Origin of the sequence: Isoptericola sp. NPDC057653 (genome assembly GCF_042799955.1) — a bacterium.
In the GTDB taxonomy this organism is placed as follows: domain Bacteria; phylum Actinomycetota; class Actinomycetes; order Actinomycetales; family Cellulomonadaceae; genus Isoptericola.
Window position 1 is genome coordinate 1167272 of sequence record NZ_JBHVHP010000001.1, and the last position, 20018, is coordinate 1187289.

Annotated in this window: 16 protein-coding genes and 1 pseudogene; 12 read left to right on the forward strand and 5 right to left on the reverse strand. The window is 76.6% G+C overall.

Going from position 1 to position 20018, the window contains the following annotated elements; translation table 11 throughout:
* The first annotated feature begins 92 nt into the window (after positions 1-92).
* The 9 genes and pseudogenes from ACFU9A_RS05330 to ACFU9A_RS05370 form a co-directional block, all read left to right on the forward strand.
* Entirely contained in the window at positions 93-758 is a 666-nt protein-coding gene (locus ACFU9A_RS05330) for a winged helix-turn-helix domain-containing protein (protein WP_430574215.1), read from the forward strand.
* Positions 755-2134 carry an MFS transporter gene (locus ACFU9A_RS05335; protein ID WP_430574216.1) on the forward strand — a complete coding sequence of 460 codons (1380 nt, stop codon included), beginning with the start codon at positions 755-757 and terminating at the stop codon, positions 2132-2134. Before ACFU9A_RS05330 ends, ACFU9A_RS05335 begins: the two co-directional genes overlap by 4 nt.
* A gap of 90 nt (positions 2135-2224) precedes the next feature.
* Entirely contained in the window at positions 2225-3097 is an 873-nt protein-coding gene (locus ACFU9A_RS05340; RefSeq protein ID WP_430574217.1) for a P-loop NTPase, read from the forward strand.
* Positions 3094-4257, forward strand: a complete 1164-nt coding sequence (locus tag ACFU9A_RS05345) for a TadA family conjugal transfer-associated ATPase (protein WP_430574218.1) — start codon at positions 3094-3096, stop codon at positions 4255-4257. The genes ACFU9A_RS05340 and ACFU9A_RS05345 overlap by 4 nt, the downstream gene beginning before the upstream one ends.
* Positions 4254-4937 carry a hypothetical protein gene (locus ACFU9A_RS05350; RefSeq protein WP_430574219.1) on the forward strand — a complete coding sequence of 228 codons (684 nt, stop codon included), beginning with the start codon at positions 4254-4256 and terminating at the stop codon, positions 4935-4937. Before ACFU9A_RS05345 ends, ACFU9A_RS05350 begins: the two co-directional genes overlap by 4 nt.
* Complete coding sequence (locus ACFU9A_RS05355; protein ID WP_430574220.1) at positions 4934-5551, forward strand: type II secretion system F family protein; 618 nt, start codon at positions 4934-4936, stop codon at positions 5549-5551. Before ACFU9A_RS05350 ends, ACFU9A_RS05355 begins: the two co-directional genes overlap by 4 nt.
* A 116-nt stretch (positions 5552-5667) precedes the next feature.
* Positions 5668-5937 (forward strand): DUF4244 domain-containing protein, encoded by a 270-nt coding sequence (locus ACFU9A_RS05360; RefSeq protein WP_430574221.1) that lies wholly within the window; start codon positions 5668-5670, stop codon positions 5935-5937.
* A gap of 170 nt (positions 5938-6107) precedes the next feature.
* A complete protein-coding gene (locus tag ACFU9A_RS05365; RefSeq protein WP_430574222.1) occupies positions 6108-6425 on the forward strand; it encodes a TadE family type IV pilus minor pilin in 318 nt (105 codons plus the stop codon).
* A pseudogene (locus ACFU9A_RS05370) lies at positions 6422-6772 on the forward strand (Rv3654c family TadE-like protein); the annotation flags it as partial. The gene ACFU9A_RS05365 and the pseudogene ACFU9A_RS05370, both read left to right, overlap by 4 nt.
* Positions 6773-6898: 126 nt before the next feature.
* On the opposite strand, the gene ACFU9A_RS05375 reads toward ACFU9A_RS05370, so the two are convergent.
* Together ACFU9A_RS05375 and ACFU9A_RS05380 are read right to left on the reverse strand one after the other, a co-directional pair.
* Positions 6899-7768: an HpcH/HpaI aldolase/citrate lyase family protein gene (locus tag ACFU9A_RS05375; protein WP_430574223.1), complete on the reverse strand. Its 870-nt coding sequence runs from the start codon at positions 7766-7768 to the stop codon at positions 6899-6901.
* A 120-nt stretch (positions 7769-7888) separates the two neighbouring features.
* Positions 7889-10414, reverse strand: a complete 2526-nt coding sequence (locus ACFU9A_RS05380; RefSeq protein ID WP_430574224.1) for a DEAD/DEAH box helicase — start codon at positions 10412-10414, stop codon at positions 7889-7891.
* Positions 10415-10629: 215 nt separating this feature from the next.
* On the opposite strand from ACFU9A_RS05380, the gene ACFU9A_RS05385 reads away from it, so the two are divergent.
* Both ACFU9A_RS05385 and ACFU9A_RS05390 read left to right on the forward strand, forming a co-directional pair.
* Entirely contained in the window at positions 10630-11394 is a 765-nt protein-coding gene (locus ACFU9A_RS05385) for a transglycosylase family protein (RefSeq protein WP_430574225.1), read from the forward strand.
* Positions 11395-11542: 148 nt separating this feature from the next.
* Positions 11543-14029 carry an Ig-like domain-containing protein gene (locus ACFU9A_RS05390; RefSeq protein WP_430574226.1) on the forward strand — a complete coding sequence of 829 codons (2487 nt, stop codon included), beginning with the start codon at positions 11543-11545 and terminating at the stop codon, positions 14027-14029.
* Between the two features lie 120 nt (positions 14030-14149).
* On the opposite strand, the gene ACFU9A_RS05395 is transcribed toward ACFU9A_RS05390, so the two are convergent.
* From ACFU9A_RS05395 to ACFU9A_RS05405, 3 genes are read right to left on the reverse strand one after another with little or no spacing between them, the layout of a single operon-like run.
* The gene (locus tag ACFU9A_RS05395) at positions 14150-15445 is read right to left on the reverse strand and encodes a M18 family aminopeptidase (protein ID WP_430574227.1); all 1296 of its coding nucleotides are present in this window, start codon (positions 15443-15445) and stop codon (positions 14150-14152) included.
* A gap of 59 nt (positions 15446-15504) precedes the next feature.
* Positions 15505-16929, reverse strand: coding sequence for a hypothetical protein (locus tag ACFU9A_RS05400; protein WP_430574228.1), 1425 nt, complete (start codon positions 16927-16929; stop codon positions 15505-15507).
* Complete coding sequence (locus ACFU9A_RS05405) at positions 16926-17522, reverse strand: sigma-70 family RNA polymerase sigma factor (RefSeq protein WP_430574229.1); 597 nt, start codon at positions 17520-17522, stop codon at positions 16926-16928. The genes ACFU9A_RS05400 and ACFU9A_RS05405 overlap by 4 nt, the downstream gene beginning before the upstream one ends.
* Before the next feature lie 200 nt (positions 17523-17722).
* On the opposite strand from ACFU9A_RS05405, the gene ACFU9A_RS05410 reads away from it, so the two are divergent.
* Positions 17723-20011 (forward strand): sodium-translocating pyrophosphatase, encoded by a 2289-nt coding sequence (locus ACFU9A_RS05410; protein ID WP_430574230.1) that lies wholly within the window; start codon positions 17723-17725, stop codon positions 20009-20011.
* The last annotated feature ends 7 nt before the right edge of the window (positions 20012-20018 follow it).

Sequence of the window (20018 nt, forward strand, 5' to 3'; positions counted from 1 at the left end):
GCCGGAGGGTCGGACCCCTCGGCCGGGTGTCCATGCACAATTTCTGTGCACAACTCTTGTGCAGAAGAGTTGTGCATGCTTATTGTGCACGCATGGACGAGACGCCGGAACGCCCGTACACCCACCTCGAGCTCACCGCCGAGGCCGCCAAGGTGCTCGCCCACCCCCTGCGGTCCCGCCTGCTCGGCGCGCTGCGCCGGGAGGGCCCGTCGTCGGCAACCGCGCTCGCCGCCGAGCTGTCGACCAACACCGGCGCCACCAGCTACCACCTCCGCAAGATGGAGTCCGTCGGCCTCGTCACCGACACCGGGGAGGGGCGCGGCAAGGAGCGGCTCTGGCAGGCGGCCACGGAGAGCCACGGCTGGACCGACTCCGACTTCGGCGGCGACGAGGACGCACAGACCGCGCTCGGCTGGCTGGTGCGGGACTACCACCGCCAGTTCGACACCAACTACGCGCACTGGCTCGACGTCGCGGACAGCTGGCCGAGGGAGTGGACCGACGTCGCCGGGATGACGGACACCTGGGTGGACGTCACGCCCGAGCAGGCGCGGGCCTTGTCCGACGAGCTCGAGGCCGTCGTGAACAAGTACCTGCACATCGGCGCCGGCGACCCCCGTGCCCGGCGCCTGCACCTGTGGCGCTTCCTGTTCCCCCTCGCCCCCGACGACGTCCCCGCCGCCGAGACCGCCGCCGAGACCGGGGGCGCGGCCGAGACCGGGGGCGCGGCCGATGCCGAGGGCGAGGACGAGTCATGAGCCCGCAGAAGGTCTTCCTCCTCCTCACGGCCACCCGGTGGTTCCCCGTCGGCCTCGTCGTGTCGATCACGACGCTGCTGCCCATCGAGCGCGGCCTGACCGTCGGCCAGACCCTCACGCTCGCGTCGGTCACCGGGCTGGTGGTGTTCGCGCTCGAGCTGCCCACCGGCGGTACCGCCGACGCGGTCGGACGACGGCCGATGCTCGTCGCGTCCGCCGTCGCGCAGGTGCTGGCCGCCACGACGTTCCTCCTGGCGCAGTCGCTCTGGGCGTTCTTCGCCGCCGCGGCCCTCATGGGCCTGTTCCGCGCGCTGGACTCCGGCCCGCTCGAGGCCTGGTTCGTCGACGCCGTGCACGCCGAGCACCCCGGGGCCGACGTCGACCGCACGCTCGCCCACCAGGGCACGGTGCTCGGGGTCTCGATCGCGCTCGGCGCGCTCGTCTCCGGCGGCCTGGTCTGGTGGCACCCGCTGACGGCGTGGTCGGCGCTCGCGCTGCCGTACGCGGTGTACTGCGTGCTCGCCGTGGCCCACCTCGTGATGGTCGCGCTGCTGGTGCGCGAGGCTCCGCGGCGCACCGGCGGCGCCGCCCCGGGTCCGACGGGGCCGCGCCGACGCTGGCGCGCCGCGCTGCGGAACGTCGCCGACTCGGCCCGAGAGGCGCCGGCGAGCATCGCGTCGGGCCTGCGGCTGGCCCGCGACAACCGTGTGCTGCGCGGCCTGCTGCTCGTGGAGCTGTTCGCGTCCACCGCGATGGTCGTCTTCGAGTCGCTGCAGCCGGTGCGCCTGTCCGAGCTGCTCGGGGGCGAGGCGCAGGCCGGTGCCGTCATGGGCCCGGTCGCCTCCGTCGGGTGGGGGACGTTCGCCCTGGGTGCCGCCCTGTGCGGGCTGGCGTCCCGCCGGTTCGGTGTGGCGCGCACGGCCATGGCGTCCCGGGTCCTCAACGGGCTCGGCGCCGTCTGGATGGGGCTCGCCGGCGGCCCGGCGATGCTGGTGGTCGCCTACCTCGTCACCTACGGCCTGCACGGGAGCTCGGGGCCGTCCTACAACGCCCTGCTGCACCGCGAGGCGCGGCGCGAGAACCGCTCCACGGTGCTGTCCATGGCCTCGATGCTGGCGTTCGCGTCGTACGCCGTCGCCTCGCCCGCGCTGGGCTGGGTGGCGCAGAGCTGGTCCACGCCGCTCGCGATGATGCTCGGCGGCGGGTTCAGCGTGCTCGGCGTCCTGTGCTTCCTGCCCGCGCTGCGCGCGGAGCGGGCGCGCCGGACCGGGGACGCGGTCGTGGCCGAGGGCGGGGAGGTCGCCGCCGACGGCGTCGCCGGCCGGGCCGTCGCCGCGGCGGCCAAGGACGCGGCCGAGGACGCCGCCGCGGTCTGACGCGGGCGGGAGGCCGTCCCCAGGAGGCGGCCGTCCACAGATCGCGGCGCGACGCCGTGGCCGGCGCCGCGGCCGGCCCAGCCTGGGCGCATGGACGACGCACCCACCAGCACGCTGCCCGGCCCCGGAGTGGCCGCGGCTCCCGCGCCCGCCACGGTCCCGCGAGGCGCCCCGCCGGGAGTGCCCGGACCCGTCGGCGGGTCGGCCCGCTGGCCCGCCGCCCGGGGACCGTGGGCGACAGGCCGAGGACGGCGGACGGTCGCCGTCCTCGGTGCGTGCGGCGGCGCCGGGACGAGCGTCCTGGCGGCGGCCCTCGCGCAGGCGCTGCGCCGCGACGGGGAAGGTGCCGTGCTGGTCGACCTCGACCTCCCCGGCCCCGGCGCGGACGTCCTGCTGGGCATCGAGCAGGAGGCCGGTGCCAGGTGGCCCGAGCTCGCCGCCGCCCGCGGCGACGTCGACGGTGTCGGGCTGGTCGCCGCCCTGCCGCGCTGGCGGTCGGTGCCCGTGCTCTCCGGGGCCCGCCTGCAGCCCGTGCGTCCCGACGACGCCGTGGTCGTGGACGTCTGCACCGGGCTGCTGCGCGGCGGCGAGACGGTGGTGCTCGACCTCCCCCGTCCTGCCGCGTGGACCGCCGGCACCCGCATGCTCGTGGCCGCCGCGGACGCGGTGCTCCTGGTGACCCCGTGCAGCGCACCCGGCGTGTCCGGGGCGCTCGCGGCGCGCGCCCAGCTGGCCGACCTCGGCGCGCCCGAGCCGTGGCTCGTCGCCCGAGGACCCGCCCCCGGCCGTGTCGACGCCGGGGCGCTGGAGGAGGCCCTGGGTCTCCGGGTCGCGGTCACGGTCCGTCGTGACGGGCGGCTGCCCGCCGCGGTCGACCGCGGGGACGGGCCGCCCGTCGGCCGGAGGTCGCCGCTCGGACGGGCCGCCGCGTCGCTCGTCGCGGCGTTGGCGGGGGCGTCGTGACGGCCGGCCTCCCGCTCGTCGACCGGGCCCTGCTGGACGACGTGCGGGCCCGCGTGGGCGCGGCCGGCACGGCGGTCGACGACGAGGCGGTGCGCGCGGCGCTGCGGGCCACGGGCCGCGTCTTCGGCTCCGCCGCGCTGAGCGACCTCACCCGCGCGGCGCGGGCCGAGCTCACCGGGGCGGGGCCGCTGCAGGAGCTGCTCGACGCCCCGGACGTCTCCGACGTGCTCGTCAACGGTCCACGCGACGTCTGGGTGGACCGAGGCGCCGGCCTGGACCGGACGGACCTCGACCTGGGCACCCCGGACGCCGTGCGGGCGCTCGCCGTGCGCATGGCGGCGGTCGCGGGGCAACGCCTCGACGACGCCGCGCCCACCGTCGACGCGAGGATGCCCGACGGCACGCGCCTGCACGCCGTCGTCGAGCCCGTCGCCCCCGCCGGTGCGGTGATCGCGCTCCGGGTGCTGCGGCAGGCGGCGCACTCCGTGCGGACCCTCGTGGCCGGCGGTGGGTTGCCGCCGCACTGGGAGGGGCTGCTCGGTGCCCTCGTGACCGGGCGGGCGAACCTGCTCGTGACCGGTGGCACCGGCACCGGGAAGACGACGCTGCTCGCCGCGCTGCTGTCCCTCGTGCCGCCCGACGAGCGCGTGCTCGTGGTCGAGGAGGCGCGCGAGCTCGCGCCCCGGCACCGGCACGTGGTCTCCCTCGCGGCCCGGCGCCCGAACGTCGAGGGCGTCGGCGAGGTCACACTCACAGAGCTGGTGCGGGGCGCCCTGCGGATGCGGCCCGACCGGATCGTCGTCGGGGAGTGCCGCGGTGCCGAGGTGCGCGAGCTGCTCCTGGCGATGAACACCGGCCACGACGGTGGCATGGCCACCGTGCACGCCAACGCCGTCGAGCACGTGCCCGCCCGGCTCGAGGCGCTCGCGGCCCTCGCCGGGATGCCCCGGGACGCCGTGGCCGCGCAGGCGGCGGCCGCGCTGGACGTCGTGCTGCACCTGCGGCGCCGTGGCGGCAGCCGCCACCTCGCGGAGATCGGCGTGGTGGGTCGCGGCGCCGACGGGCGGCTCGTCGTGAGGCGCGCGGCCGCCTGGGAGCCCGGCACGACGCCTCGGACGGACGAGGCCTGGGACGAGCTGGTCGCGCGGTGGGCGCCGTGACGCCGGGGGCCGGTGCCGATCCCGGCCTGGCCGTCGGGTGGTGGGTGGCGCTCGCGGCCTGGCTCCTGCTCGCTCCGTGCGGGCGACGGGCGACGTCGCTCACGCGGACGGCCGTCACGGTGCGGGCGGCGGGCGGGTCCGGCCTGCTGCGACACCGTCGTGGCCCGGTGGTCGGAGCGGAGGCGGTGCGGGTCGCCGTGGCGCAGGTGATCGCCCTGCTGCGCGCCGGGGCACCGCCGGCGGCCGCCTGGTCGCGCGCTCTGGGCGTGCCGGTGGACGCCACCGGGGTGCCGGACGCCGCGGCGTTGGCACCCGTGGTCGGGGGCGACCGCCACGCCCGGTCGGTGGTCGCGGGCGCCGTGCTCGCCCGCGACGTCGGGGCCCCGCTGGCCGCCGTGCTCGACGCGGTGTCGGGGGCGCTGGTCGCCGAGGCGGAGGCGCGCGCCGAACGGGAGGCCTCGTTGGCCGGTCCTCGTGCGACGGCCCGGGTGCTGACCGGGCTGCCCCTGCTGGGCGCGCTGCTCGGGTGGGCCCTGGGAGCCGACCCGCTCGCCACGGCCCTCGATGGGGGTGCCGGTACCGCGGCCGTCTGCCTCGGGCTGCTGCTCCTCGCGGCCGGACGCGCCTGGACCGGTCGGCTCGTCGCCGCCGCCCGCTCCGCCGGGGAGGCGGCGGCGTGACCGGGCTGCTGGCCGCCGGGACGTCCACCGGCGCAGCCTGGGCCGTCGCCGCGCTGGTGCTGGTCGGTTCCCTGCCCTGGTGGGTCGCCGCGGCGGCCACCCGGAAGCGGGCGTCGCGGCTGCCCACCGATCGTCGTCCCGCGGAGGACGAGCGCGGGCCGCGGGGTGCGCCGGTGGACGTTCCCGTGCTGCTCGAGCTGCTGGGCGCCGCGCTGCGCTCCGGGGCAGGCGTGCCGCGCGCCCTCGACGCGACCGGGGCGGCGCTCGACGAGGCCTCGGGAGGGACCCCGGACGCGGCGGGGCTGCGGGCCGCCGCCGCCGCGTTGCGGCTCGGAGCCGACTGGGAGAGTGCATGGCGGCGCGCGCCCGACCGGCTCGGGCCGGTGCCCCGCGCGCTGCGCGGGGCGTGGACCGACGGCGCGTCACCGTCCGGCGCGCTGCGGGCGGCGGGCGAGGAGCTGCTGCACGCGCGCCGCTCGGCCGCCCGGACCGCGGCGGCCCGGCTGGCGGTGCGTCTCGTGCTGCCGCTCGGAGCCTGCTTCCTGCCCGCATTCGTGCTGATCGGCCTCGTGCCCGTGCTCCTGGCGCTCGGCCTCGACCTGCTGTCCGGGTGACCGCGACCAGCACCGACGACCCGGAACGCCCGGGCCACCGCGCCTGCCCACCCGGGCCCGCGCGTCACGACTGGCCGGGGGATCCCGGCCGGCCATCGAGAGATCACGGAGGAGACATGAGGGACGACCACGGGAACACCGAGGACGAGAGCCCCCGGCGCGAGAGCACCGGGCACGAGCGGGCCGGGCACGAGGGGGCCGCGCAGCACGCCGGCGGGCCCCCGGGTGGCGGGCAGCTCGACCCGGAGGCCGGGCTGGCCACCGCCGAGTACGCCGTCGCCACGGTGGCGGCGGTCGGGTTCGCCGGCCTGCTCATCGCGGTGCTCAAGAGCGGCATGGTGAAGGGCCTGCTGGAAGGCATCATCAGCTCGGCGCTGTCGATCTGATGACGCGGCACCGCAGGTCAGGAGCCGGCCCGGACGCTCGGACCGCCCGGGCACCCGGGCACCGCCCGGGTGTCGAGGGGCTGGCGGACGCACCCGGCGAGAGACGGCAGCGCGGCGAGGGCCACCCTCGGGGCGGCGGCCGGCCTCGACGCGACGGGCAGCGGGGCGCGGTGACGGCGGAGCTCGCCGTCGGGCTGCCGGTCGTGGTGCTCCTCCTGGTCGCGGTGCTCAGCTTCGCGGCCGCGTCCACGGCACAGATGCGTGCCCTGGACGCGGCCCGGGCGGGAGCTCGCGCCTACGCGATCGGGGAGGACGACGCCACGGCGCGGCAGGCGGTCGCTCAGGTGGGCGGCGCGGATGCCGCCGTGACCGTGTCCCGCGACGGCGCCTGGGTGCGCGTGACGGTCACGCGGCCGGTGGTCGGCGGGTGGTTCGCCGGGGCGCCGGTGCGGGCGTCGGGGGACGCGACCGCCTGGGTGGAGCCGTGAGGCAGGCGGGCGGCGGGGACCGTGGCGCGGGCACGGTGCTGGTGCTCGCGGTCGCCGCGGTGCTGGTGCTGCTGGCGCTCGCCGTCGGGGCCCTGGGATCCGCGCAGCGTGCGCGGGGCTCGGCCCAGGCGGCGGCGGACCTCGCCGCCCTGGCGGGGGCGACGGCGTGGCGGCAGGGTGCCGACCCCTGCGCGACGGCCGCCGAGGCGGTGCGTCGCAACGGCGGCGAGCTGGTGGCCTGCGTCCCGGAGGGCGCCGGCACGCTCGGCGTGCGGGTCGCGCGGACTCCGCTCGGGCCGGCGGCAGGGCCGTGGTCCGGCGCTCTCGGCGACGCGGTCGCGGGTGCGCGGGCCGGCCCGCGGCCTCCGGTCGTCACGGGCGGGTCCGTCGCGCCTGCGCGGACCGTGGTGGTCCGGGCGGGCGCGGCGGCGTCGGCGCGTCCGGGTGGAGCGGCGGGAGCGGCCCGCGGGACGTCAGGAGGGGTTGACGTTGAACAGCGCGGCGCGCTCGCTGATCTTGCGGGCGCGGGCCAGGCGCGGCTTGTCCGAGCCGTCGCGGATCACGGACCCGGACGCCTCGAAGTCGGCCAGGAAGTCGATCGCCCAGGCGACGTCCGCGGACGACGGGCTGAAAGACTCGTTGATGACGGCCGGGGTCTCGAGGTCCAGGCAGAGCTTGCCGGTCAGGCCGAGCGCCACGCCGTCGGCGGACTGCTCGCGCAGCAGGGCGTGGCTGGTGCCGACGGTCGGGCCGTCGATCGGGCCGGGCAGCCCGCCGATGCGGCTGGCGGTGACGAGGCGCGAGCGCGGGTACGCCATCGCGAGCGACTCGTTGGCGGTGCCCGTGTCGCGACGGTAGTCGCCGGACCCGAAGGCCAGGCGGAAGGCGCCCGGCGCGCGAGCGATGCTCACGGAGTCCTCGATGCCGAGCGCGGACTCCACCAGCGGGATGACGGGCACGTTCCCGCCGAGGCGCTGCACGGTGTCGATCACCTGGTCCGGGGACTCGGTCTTGGCGAGCATCACGCCGGACAGGCCGGACGCGTCGCGCAGGAGGCGCACGTCGTCGGCCCAGGCGCCCGAGCCGCGCTCGTTGATGCGCACCCACGCGCGTCCGCCGCCGGCGAACCAGTCGAGCACCTTCTGACGCGCCTCGTCCTTGCGGCTGTCGTCGACGGCGTCCTCGCAGTCGAGGATGACCTGGTCCGCCCGGGAGAGCTGGGCGGAGTCGAACATGTCGTCGCGCAGGGCCGACAGCAACAGCCACGAACGGGCGTTGGCGGCGTCCACGCGCGTCTCCTCGCGGGAACTGCGGCGTTCGGCGAGGTCGATCTGAGTAGTCACCTCACGATGGTAGGTTCCGCCGGCCCGGGCGCGAGCGTGGTGGCGCACAAACCGACGGTCCCCTCTTTGTCGCCTCCGGCCTCGGACCCGCGCACCTCGTCGTCGCCCGGTCACCGACGGTCAGGCGGTGGCGGCCTCCGGGGCGTGCGACAGGACGGCGTCGAGCAGGCGCACGGCGGCGGCCTTGTCGAGGGGGGCGTTGTCGCTGCCGCACTTGGGCGACTGGACGCAGGCGGGGCAGCCGTCGGCGCACGAGCAGGCGACGATCGCGTCGCGCGTGGCCGCCAGCCAGCGGGCGCCGAGCGCGTAGCCCCGCTCGGCGAAGCCGGCCCCGCCCGGGTACGCGTCGTACACGAACACCGTGGCCTCGCCCGTGTCGGGGTGCAGCTCGGTGGACACGCCGCCCAGGTCCCACCGGTCGCAGGTGGCGAGCAGCGGCAGCAGCCCGATCGACGCGTGCTCCGCGGCGTGGAGCGCACCCGGCGCCTCGTCGGGGGAGACGCCCGCCGCGCGCAGCACGAACTCGGGCACCGACCACCAGACGGCGGTGGTGGCCAGCGTCCGGGATGGCAGGTCGAGCGGCTCGGTGCCGAGCACCTGCATGTCGGGCAGGCGGCGGCGCTGGAAGCTCACCACCTGGCTCGTCACCTCCACGGGGCCGAGGCCCCAGCGCACGGGACCCCAGTCGCGGCCCTCGACCGGCCGGTGACCCTCGTCGTCGATCGCGATCTCCATGACCTCGCGCGACCACGTGCCGTGCTCCACGTCCTTGCGCACCACGAGCGCCACGTGGTCCTCCAGGTCCAGGTGGTCCACGACGAACGTCGCGCCCTGGTGCACGTACACCGCGCCGTCGTGCACCTGCCCGTCCGCCGACCCGGCATCCACGGTGCCGAGCAGCCGCCCGGTGGTCGCCTCCACGACGCGGACGGGCCGCCCGCCGGAGCCGCGCAGGTCCGCCATCCCCGACGCGGGCTGCGCGTGCGTCCAGTACCAGCCGGACGGGCGGCGCCGCAGGGCGCCGCGCGCGACCAGCACGTCGAGCACCTCGCGCACCGCGTCGGGGTCGCCGAACGCGGAGAGGTCCTCGGCGCGCAGCGGCACCTCCTGGGCGGCGGCGCACAGCTGCGGGGCGAGCACGTGCGGGTTCGACGGGTCGAACACGGTGGCCTCGAGGGCGGCGTCGAACACGGCCTCGGGGTGCGTCACGAGGTAGGTGTCCAGCGGGTCCTCGCGCGCGACGAACGCGACCAGCCCCTCGGCCCCGGCACGCCCGGCGCGCCCCGCCTGCTGCCACAGCGAGACGCGGGTCCCGGGCCAGCCGGCCACCAGCACGGCGTCGAGCCCCGAGATGTCGACGCCGAGCTCGAGCGCGTTGGTGGTGGCCAGCCCGCGCAGCTCGCCCGTGCGCAGGGCCTCCTCGAGGGCTCGCCGCTCCTCGGGCAGGTACCCGCCGCGGTAGCTGGCCACGCGCGCGCCGAGGTCGGTCGCGACCGGCCGCAGGTGGTCGCGGGCCTGCTGCGCCACCGACTCGGCCCCGCGCCGGGACCGGGTGAAGGCGAGCGTGCGGGCGCCGGAGGCGGTGAGGTCCGCGAGCAGGTCCGCGGTCTCCGCCGTCGCCGACCGGCGCGGGTGCGCGGCGGCACCCCGCGTCGTGAGGACGGCGTCGGCCTCCTGCTCGCTGTGCGTCGGGTCCAGCGGGTCGGGCAGGGCCCACGGGTCGTCCTCGTGCGTGGGCGCCTCGCCCGAGGGCCGGGAGCGCTCGAAGCCGGCCACCTCCGGCGGCTGCCACAGCGCGAACGTGCGGCGTCCCGCGGGCGAGGAGTCGGCCGTGACGGCCACGACGTCGTCGAGCGGGACGCCGGCCAGCCGCGCGGTGCTCACCGCCGGCTCGGCCGTCGTGGCGCTCGCGACGACGAACACCGGGCCCGCGGAGGCCGTGGTGCCCGCCGGGGCCAGCCGGTCCGAGGGGCGGTAGTGGGCGGCGAGGCGGGCGAGCCGCCGCAGCACGAGCGACACGTGCGCGCCGAAGACGCCGCGGTACGCGTGCCCCTCGTCGACGACGACGTAGCGCAGCCCCCGCAGCAGCCGGGCCCAGCGGCGGTGGCCGGGCAGCATCGAGAAGTGCAGGAAGTCGGGGTTGGTGAGCACGACGTCGGCGTGCTCGGTCACCCAGCGACGCTCGTCGGTGGGGGTGTCGCCGTCGCACGTCGCGACACGGGGGCGCGGGGCGCCGTCGGGCATCGCCCTGACGAGGCGCTCGAGGCCGACGAGCTGGTCGGCGGCGAGCGCCTTGGTGGGGGAGAGGTACAGCACGGTGGCGGGGGCGGGTCCGCGCACCGCCGTGAGGGCGGGCAGCCAGAACGCGAGGGACTTGCCGGACCCGGTCGACGTGGCGAGCGCGACGTGCCGCCCGGCCCAGGCGGCGTCGGCGGCCTCGACCTGGTGCGCCCACGGCCGCGCGACGCCGAGCGCACGGTAGCCGTCGACCAGGCCCGGGTCGGCCCAGGTGGGCCAGTCGGCGGTGACACCCTCCCGGGCCGGGAAGGTGCGCACGTGCGTGAGCCGGTCCGCCCGCGCGCCGCGCGCGGTGAGCACGTCGAGCAGCGGGTGCTGCTCGGGCGCGGGGGTGGGGTCGGCGGGCACGGGCGACAGTCTCGCACCGCGCGGGCATGGCCCGGAGGGCCGGGGGTCCGGGGCCGGGGAGGGGCCGGGTCGGGCATGTCCGCCAAAGACGAATTCGCGCGGAAGGCGCGGCACCTCAACGTTTGATCGGGAATGGCATCGGCATCCGGTGAAGAGGGTGTGACCATTCCCGGACCGGCTTTGTTATCCGATCGTGACACCGTTCCCTGGTACGCATGCCTCGATCCACCTCGCGACGCTCCGTCGTGGCCGCAGTCGCCGGCGCGCTCGTCACCTCCGCCCTCGTGGTGCCCGCCGCGGCCGCTCCCGCGACCGCCACCACCACGACCGCCACGACCAGCGGGCTCGGCGCCCGCTGGGTCAAGGCGGACCGGGCGCGGATGACGACGACGCCGTCGAGCAGGTCCCGCACGGTCGCCCGGCCCGACGACGGCACCAAGGTGCGCGTCCTCGAGCGCGGCCGGTACCGCCTCAAGGTCCGCACCCCCTCGGGGCGCGTCGGCTGGGCGGCGAAGTCCGCGCTCACCTCGGTGCCGCTCCGGGACGTGACCGGCACCCGCTACACCAAGAAGCTGGTCGCCGTCCGCAAGGACATGAGCGGCCGCTCGAAGGTGGTCAGGCACGTGCGCCTCGGCACCACCGTGAAGCTCCTGGCCCGCACCACCGGCCGCGACGTCAACCGCGTCAAGGTGCGCGTGCCCGGTGGCCGCACGGGCTGGGTCGCCGCCACCCGTCTCACGACGCGCAACGTGTGGGGCCAGCTCGGCCGCTGCGAGTCGGGCGGCAACCCGCGCGCCAACACGGGCAACGGGTACTACGGCCTCTACCAGTTCACGGGCCGCACGTGGCGCGCCGTCGGCGGCAAGGGCCTGCCGCACCGCCACGGCCGCGCCGAGCAGACCAAGCGGGCGCAGATCCTGCAGGACCGCGCGGGCTGGGGCCAGTGGCCCGCCTGCACGCGCAAGCTCGGCCTGCGCTGACGGGCGCGGCCGGCGTCGCCCGGCGCACCGGGTGAACTTCGGTATCGATCTGGCCTCGGTCTGGTCGCCCTGCGACCAGCGGGGAGAGCCCGGGCACTACTTTCTGCTCTGCATCGTCGGACGCTCCGACGTCTCGTAGAGGAGACCCGTGTTCAGCACAGCTCGGCCGTCGGCGCGCCCGACGGCATCCCGGAGAACGGCGGCCGTCGCCGCCCTGCTGTCCGCCACGCTGGTCGTGGGCACCGCGGTGACGGCGTCCGGCGCCCCGGTGGTCGGGCCGGACGCCGGCGCACCGACGTGCACCGACGTGGCCGACGGCGAGGTCGCGGCGCTCGCGCTCGCGCGCGAGTGCGAGCGGGACGTGCGCGTCTCCGTGGCCGACGAGCCCGGCACGTCGCTCTGGGCCGAGCCTGGCGGTGAGCTGCGCCTCGAGACGACCCTGGCCGCCACGGACCCGAGCGCCGTCGACCGGGAGTACGCGGACGGCGACGTCTACCACTCCGCCGCCGCGAACGGCCCGACGGTGATCAGCCCCACCGCGCCGCCCGCGACGGTCTGGGACCGGCCGTGGGCGGGCCTGTGCGACCCGGCGGAGGTCACGGGGACGAACCTCGCGGGGACGTGCGCCGCCCGGTCCACGCAGCGGCTGGTGTGGACGCTGGACGGGCCCGGCATCCTCGCCGACCTCGAGCCGGGCGACGTGACGCGGTCGACGCTCTACGCCCAGGCGGAGCAGGGCTGGCTCGACGACGTCGGCTGCACCCCGAACGTCCTGGAGATGTACGACCTGACGGGCGTGTCAGGGGCCGCCTCCTGGGCCGGGGCCCCGGCCTGGACCGCCGATCGACGGGTCGCGCAGTGGACCCGCTACTGGCGCGCGTGCGACGCGGGCGCCGCCTGGTCGGGCTTCTACCAGGTGGACGCGACCGCCACGGTCAAGGACATGGTCGCCGACGGGCGCACCCGCGCCACGCTGGGCCTCAAGGCCGGCGACGAGACCTGCATGTCGTGCGGGTGGAACAGCTTCGACCCGCAGCTGAAGCTCACCGTGTGGTTCGAGCGTGCGCCGCTGGCCCCCACGTCGCTGACGGTGGCGAACGAGTACGGCCCGGACCTCGCGTGCGGCGCGCAGGAGCGGTGGCTCCGCGGCTCCCAGGCCCGGCTGTCGGCCGTCGTGGCCGACCCGGACGACTATCTCGACGAGAGTGCCAGCCGGCCGATGACGGCGACCTTCCAGGTCTTCGCGGCGGGTGCGCCCGGCACCGTCCTGTGGTCGAGCACGTCGTCGTACGCGCAGGACTCCGGCTCGACCCACTCGGTCGCCGTGCCCGGCTCGGTGTTCCAGGACGGCCAGACCTACGGCTTCCGGGTCTGGGGTACCGACGCCTCGGGGGTGCGCGGCCCGGAGGCCACCTGCGGGTTCGGGATCGACCGGACGGCACCGGACGCGGCGACGATCAGGCCGCTCCTCGGGTACGACGCGGTCTACGTCGACGACGAGGTCCGGGGCGGCGCCGGCCTGACCGGTGGCTTCGAGATCCGGTCCGCCTCCCCGGAGGTCGACCACTACGTCTGGTCCACCCGGGCGGAGTCCCTCACGACGATGGGGAAGGAGATCCCGGCGGGGCGCCCGGCGGTCTTCACCTACGCGCCGTCCGGCGGCGGGTCGGGGCTGCTGTACGCCGCCGCCGTGGACCGTGCCGGGAACGTGTCGGCGCCGCAGGAGTACCGCTTCCTCGTGTCCTGGCACTCCGACGCCCCCACCCCGCCGCCGCTCACCGTGACCGGGCCGACGTCGACCACGTACGGCAAGCCGGTCGCGTACACCGTCAGGCTCAGCGACGACGCACCGCAGCCGTACGGCACAGTCACCGTGAAGCGCGGCACCACGGTGCTGGCCTCCACCGCGGTCGACGCGCGCACGGAGACGCTGACCGTCCCCGGCAGGGCGCTGCCCGGCGGGTCCACGAACCTCTCGTTCACGTACCAGGCCGTCGAGGGCGCGAAGGTGTGGTCCACCATCCGGGCCGTGAACGTCGCGAAGCTCCGGCCGACCGTGTCGGCGGCCGCGAAGGACACCCCGTGGCGTCACGGCAGCACGCACAGGCTCGCGGTGTCGGTGCGTGCGGCGATCGGAGTCCCGACGGGAACGGTCGGGGTGTACTGGGGCGGGGAGCGCGTGGGCAGGGCCACGCTGCGGGACGGCCGTGCCACGGTCACCGTCGCGGGGCGTGCGCTGCCCGTCGGCTCACGGACGCTGTCGGTCCGCTACTCGGGCTCGGCCACGGTCGCGGCCGCGCGTGTCACGAAGGAGGTGACGGTCCGCAAGGCGCTGTCGACGACGTCGGCGCGGCTGGCGGACTCCGACGTGCGCAAGCCCGCCCGCGCCACGCTCAAGGTCGCGGTCACGTCGCCGTCGAGCGTCGCGCCCACCGGCAAGGTCGCGGTCTCGGTCGACGGGCGGGTCGTCACGACGGCCACGCTCCGGGCGGGCGACGACGGCCACGTGCGGGTCCTCCTCCCGCGGTCGGTCGCGCCGGGCTGGCACAAGGTCAAGGCCGTGTACCGCGGGTCCGGCACGACGTGGGGCGACGCCTCGCCGGTCCGGTGGCTCCGGATCCGGCCGGCCCTCTGACGCGGAGGTCACGGGGGAGCCGGAGCCCCGGCTCCCCCGTGCCGCGCGTGCGGACGCCGCACCGCGGGACGGCGTGGCGCTGCGCCGCGGCCTCGGCCCGGCCCGTGGCCGGCCGCCCTGTCAGTCGACGAGCACGGCCTGCATCGCGCGGGACAGGAACCACGGGTCGACGACGGCGGTGAGCTCGCGCGCCGAGTGCATCGACAGGATGGCGGCGCCCACGTCGACCACGCGGATGCCGAGGCGGGTCGCCGTGATCGGTCCGGTCGTCGAGCCGCAGGGGACGGTGTTGTTGGAGACGAACTCCTGGCTCGGCACCTCGGCCGCCGCGCACGCGGCCTGCCAGCGGGCGGCCCCGTGGGCGTCCGTCGCGTAGCGCTGGTTGGCGTTGATCTTGAGGATCGGGCCGCCGCCGGCGTGCGGGTGGTTGGCCGGGTCGTGCCGCTCGGGGTAGTTCGGGTGCACGGCGTGCCCGACGTCGGACGACACGCACAGCGAGGCTGCGAACGCGCGCGCCCGCTCGTCCTCCGACGCGCCGAGGCCGGCGCACACGCGTCGCAGCACGTCCTCCAGGAACGGGCCGGCCGCGCCGGAGCGCGAGCCCGAGCCGATCTCCTCGTGGTCGAAGGCGGCGACCACGCCGATCCCGGCCAGGTCCTCCGGGGAGGTACCGAGCAGGGCGGTGATCGCGGCGTGCGTGGAGAGCTGGTTGTCCAGGCGGGGCGAGGCCCACAGGGTGGCGCCGATGCCGAAGGCGCGCGCCGGCTGCGTCTCGGCGAGCACCACGTCGTAGCCCAGCACGTCCGCGGCGTCGACGCCGTCGCCCGCGGCCGCGGCGAGCTCGGCCAGCACGTCGGCCTGCGACACGTCGCCGAGGCCCACGACGGGCTGCGTGTGGCGCTGCTTGTCGAGGGTCAGGCCCTCGTTCGCGGAGCGGTCCAGGTGGATCGCGAGCTGCGGGATGCGCGCGACCGGGCCGGTGCGCACCAGGTGCTCGGCGCCGTCGGCGGTGACGAGGCGGCCGGCGAGCTCCACCTCGCGGTCGAGCCACGAGTTCAGCAGCGGGCCGCCGTAGACCTCGACGCCGGCCTGCACCCAGCCGTCGCGCCCGGTCGTGGGCTTCGGCTTGAGCTTGAACCCCGTGGAGTCGGTGTGCGTGCCGAGGATGGTGAACGGCGTCGTCGGGCCGGCCGTCGGCGGCAGCGCGAACGCGATCGCCGAGCCGTCGCGGACGACGACGTACCGGCCGCCGGGCGCCACGTCCCAGGCGGCGGTCTCGTCGAGCCGGACGTACCCGGCCGCCTCCGCGCGGCGCGCCACCTCCTCGGCGGCGTGGTACGACGAGGGCGAGGCGGCGACGAATGCGCCGAGGTCCTCGGTGTGGGCGCGGGCAGCTGCGGGGACGACGTCGGGCATGACCGTCATCCTCCCACGCGGCCCCTGGCCGCGCGCCGGCCGCCGTCGCCCCGGACCGGTCAGTCCCGCGGCGGCCCGAGGTAGCCGTCGACGAGCTGCGTCCACCGGCCCTGGCCGTCGACCGTGAGCCGCCAGCCCTCGTAGGCGGGCCCGCCGTCGGCCGCCTGCATGTCCGCGGACTCCTGGGCGGTGAGGGCGCCGGCGTCGACCGCGTCCTGCCAGTCGGGTGCCGCGGCCTCGCAGGGCTGGGCCATGCGGGGCCAGGCGTAGAGCTCCTCGAGGCCCCCGAGGTGCGAGACCTCCCCGATGCACGGCCTCGTCTCCGACAGCAGCCGCGCGAGGACGGCGTAGACGTCCTCGTCGCGCTCGGCGGCGGGCAGCTCGAGGAGCTCGCGCGGCGACCGTCCGTCCCAGTTCTCGCCGACCCGGCCCGACGCCTCCGCGAGGGCGATGAGCGTCTCGTCGTCGCAGGACAGCGCCGCCGTGAACATCGTGGCGACGGTGGTGCGCGCCGGCTCCGGGACGTCCGTCAGGTCCGGGTCCAGGACGTCCAGACCGGTCGCCGAGCACTCGCCCTCCGCCGACACCCGGTCCGCGGCCGAGGAGAGCCGCGCGCCGTCGTCGTCGAGGACGACGCGCCGCCACCTGGGCGACGTCACGACCGTCGACCCGTGCTCCGGCGACCACACCACCGCGAAGGCCCGCACGTGGTAGTCGCCGTCGGGCAGGCGGTTCGGGTAGGCCGTGGTGCCCTCGGCGATCCCGCCCGGGTCGCAGGTCGAGGTCGCGTAGTCCTCGGCGTCCCGCGAGGTCTCCCCGGTCGACAGCGTGAGCGGCTCCTCCGTGCGGTCGATCCCCAGGTCGACGACGCGCCCGTCCTGCGCCCAGACCAGGCTGGGCCCGAGCAGCACGGTGCCCGCGGGGGTGCCCGCGTCGCGGGTGAACCGTGCGGGCAGGGCGATGGTGGCGCCGTCGCCGTCCGCTACCGCGCCGCCGAGCCGGGGGTCGTCGGGGTCGTCGAGGACGAGCCGGTAGCCGGCCGGGCTGTCGGGGACGTCGCGCTCCGCCATGCCGCACGAGAGGTCCGTCCCGTCGAGCCAGCCCGGCTGGTGCCCGGGCTGGATGGTGTCGACGGCGCGGGCACCGGCGGTGCCCCGGGCGTCCCGCGCGGCTCCGTCGGACGGCGTGGGCGAGGCCGACGGCGTCGGCGTCGGGGTGGTCGCCGGCCCCGGCAACGGACGGGGCGGGTCGGGCAGCAGCGCCGCCCCGCCGAGCGCCAGCGCGCCGGCGAGGGCGAGCGTGGTCGCGCCGATCCCGGCCTGCTTGACGGTGCGGCGGCGCCGCACGCGCCGGCGGACGTCCCCGAGCGCGGCGTCCAGGGCCGACGCCTGCGCCCCGGCGCCCGCCAGCGCGTTCAGCCCGCGGCGCAGCGCCTCGTCGGTGCGGCCGTCCGCCCAGTCGTCCCGTGCGTGGTTCGTGGTCATCGCCCGGCCCCCGTCCCCGTCGTCCCCGTCGTCCCCGTCGTCCCCGTCGTCCCCGTGAGCGCGGCCGCGCCGTCGGCGTCCACCCGGAGCACGTCGCGGAGGGTCGCCGTCGCGTCGAAGAGGTAGCGCTTGACCGTCCCCTGCGCCAGGCCGAGCGTGTCGGCCACCTGCGGCACGGTGAGGTCCTCGAAGTAGCGCAGGACGACGCACGCCCGCTCGCGGGGGGTCAGCCGCCCGAGCGCCGCGGCGACGTCGGCCCGCGCCGTCGCGCCCGAGGCCGCCCCGCGGACACGGTCGTCGGTCGCCACCAGGTGGCGCGCCGACGTCCAGCGCCGCGTCCGCCGGTGCTCGTCGAGGAAGAGGGTGAGGATCGCGCGCCGCACGTACGCCTCGCTGGTCCCGCCCCCGTCCAGCGCGTGCACCCCGGGCCGGTCGGCGGCGCCGCGGCGCAGCCGGGCGAACACCTTGACCAGCGCGTCCTGCACCAGGTCCTCCGCGAGCCGCTGGTCCCCGCACAGCACGTACGCGTAGCCCACCAGGGCCCGTCCTCGTGCCCGTGCGAGCTCCGCGAGCTCGTCCTCCCAGCGGCTCATGGCCCCTCCTTGTGCCGTCCTCACCCACTCGGACGGTCGGGGGGCGCGAACCGTTGGGTCAGGATGTCACGGCGGTTCGTGACGGCCGTCACATGTGGGTAGACTCCCCGCATCCCGCCGTCAACGGCGACGGCGGGACCTTACCGACGGGCGGTCACCGCCGCTCCCGTCGGGTCGAGGAAGCACGTCAAGGAGGACGGATGCTCACGTTCGGATCCAGCAGCATCACCATCGTCGCCGTGATCGGGGTGATCGGTCTGGCCGCCCTGGTCTGCGCGGCAGCCCTGCGCAGACAGGTGCTCGCCGCCCCCGAGGGGACGTCCGGCATGCAGGAGATCGGGCGGGCCGTCCAGGAGGGCGCGTCGGCCTACCTGAACCGCCAGTTCCGCACCCTCGCGCTGTTCGCCGTCGTGGTGTTCGCGCTGCTCTTCCTCCTGCCGGGCGACGGCGGGGTCCGGGTGGGGAGGTCGATCGCGTTCCTCGTCGGCGCGGGGTTCTCCGCCGCCATCGGCTACCTCGGCATGTGGCTCGCCGTGCGCGCCAACGTGCGCGTCGCGGCCGCCGCGACGCGCCCGGATGGGAGGGCCGACGGGGCCCGGATCGCGTTCCGCACCGGCGGCGTCGTCGGCATGTCCGTCGTGGGGCTGGGCCTGCTGGGTGCCGCGCTCGTGGTCCTCGTCTACCGCACCGAGGCTCCGGCGGTCCTCGAGGGCTTCGGCTTCGGCGCCGCGCTGCTCGCCATGTTCATGCGCGTCGGCGGCGGCATCTTCACGAAGGCGGCCGACGTCGGCGCCGACCTGGTGGGCAAGGTCGAGCAGGGCATCCCCGAGGACGACCCCCGCAACGCCGCGACCATCGCCGACAACGTGGGCGACAACGTGGGCGACTGCGCGGGCATGGCCGCGGACCTCTTCGAGTCGTACGCGGTGACGCTCGTCGCCGCCCTCATCCTCGGCAAGGCGGTGATGGGCGAGCAGGGCCTCGTCTTCCCCCTGATCGTCACCGCGATCGGCGCGTTCGTCGCGCTGCTCGGCGTGCTCGTCACCCGCGTCCGCGGCAGCGAGAACGGGCTCGCCGCGATCAACCGCGGCTTCTACATCTCCGCCGTCGTCGGCGCCCTGCTGGCCGCCGTCGCCGCGTTCGTCTACCTGCCGTCGTCGTTCTCGGAGCTCGCCGGCACCGCCGACATCGGCGACGTCACCGCGGACCCGCGCGTGGTCGCGTCCCTGGCCGTCGCGATCGGCGTCGTCCTCGCGGGCGTCATCCTGTGGATCACGGGCTACTTCACGGGCACGACGTCGAAGCCGACGCTGCACGTCGCGGCGACTTCGCGCACCGGCGCGGCCACGGTCGTGCTGTCGGGCATCGGGGTCGGCTTCGAGTCGGCCGTGTACACCGCGGGCGTCATCGCCGCCGCGATCTGCGGCGTCTTCCTCCTCGCCGGTGGCTCGATCTGGCTCTCCCTCTTCCTCGTGGCCCTCGCGGGCTGCGGCCTGCTCACCACGGTGGGCGTCATCGTCGCGATGGACACGTTCGGTCCCGTGAGCGACAACGCGCAGGGCATCGCCGAGATGTCGGGCGACGTCGACGAGGAGGCCGCGCAGATCCTCACCGACCTCGACGCCGTCGGGAACACGACCAAGGCCATCACGAAGGGCATCGCGATCGCGACGGCCGTCCTCGCCGCCACCGCGCTGTTCGGCTCGTACGCGGACGCCGTGACGGGCGCGCTCGCCGACGTGAAGGAGATGGGCGCCGGCCTGGTGCCCGCGATGCTCAGCTTCGAGATCGTCTCGCCGGTCACCCTGGTGGGGGTGATCCTCGGCGCCGCCACCGTGTTCCTGTTCTCCGGGCTCGCGATCGACGCCGTGACCCGCGCCGCCGGCGCCATCGTCTTCGAGGTGCGCCGCCAGTTCCGCGAGCACCCCGGGATCATGACGTACGAGGAGCGGCCCGAGTACGGCCGCGTCGTCGACATCTGCACCCGCGACTCGCTGCGCGAGCTCGCGACGCCCGGCCTGCTCGCCGCGTTCGCGCCCATCGCCGTCGGCTTCGGTCTGGGCGTCGGCCCGCTCGCCGGGTTCCTCGCCGGCGCGATCGGCGCGGGCGTGCTGATGGCCGTGTTCCTCGCCAACTCCGGCGGCGCGTGGGACAACGCCAAGAAGATCGTCGAGGACGGCGCGTTCGGCGGCAAGGGCTCCGAGGCGCACGCCGCCACCGTCATCGGCGACACCGTCGGAGACCCCTTCAAGGACACCGCCGGCCCCGCGATCAACCCGCTCATCAAGGTGATGAACCTGGTGTCCGTGCTCATCGCGCCCGCCGTCGTCATGATGAGCGTGCCCGCGGACGCGAACCAGGTGCTGCGCATCGTCATCGCCCTGGCCGCCGCGGCCGTCGCCTTCGGCGCCGTGATCATGTCCCGCCTGCGCGCCGCGCGCGTCGACCGCGAGCAGGCGGACGAGGCGGCGAGCGTCCCGGCGGCGTAGTCCTCGC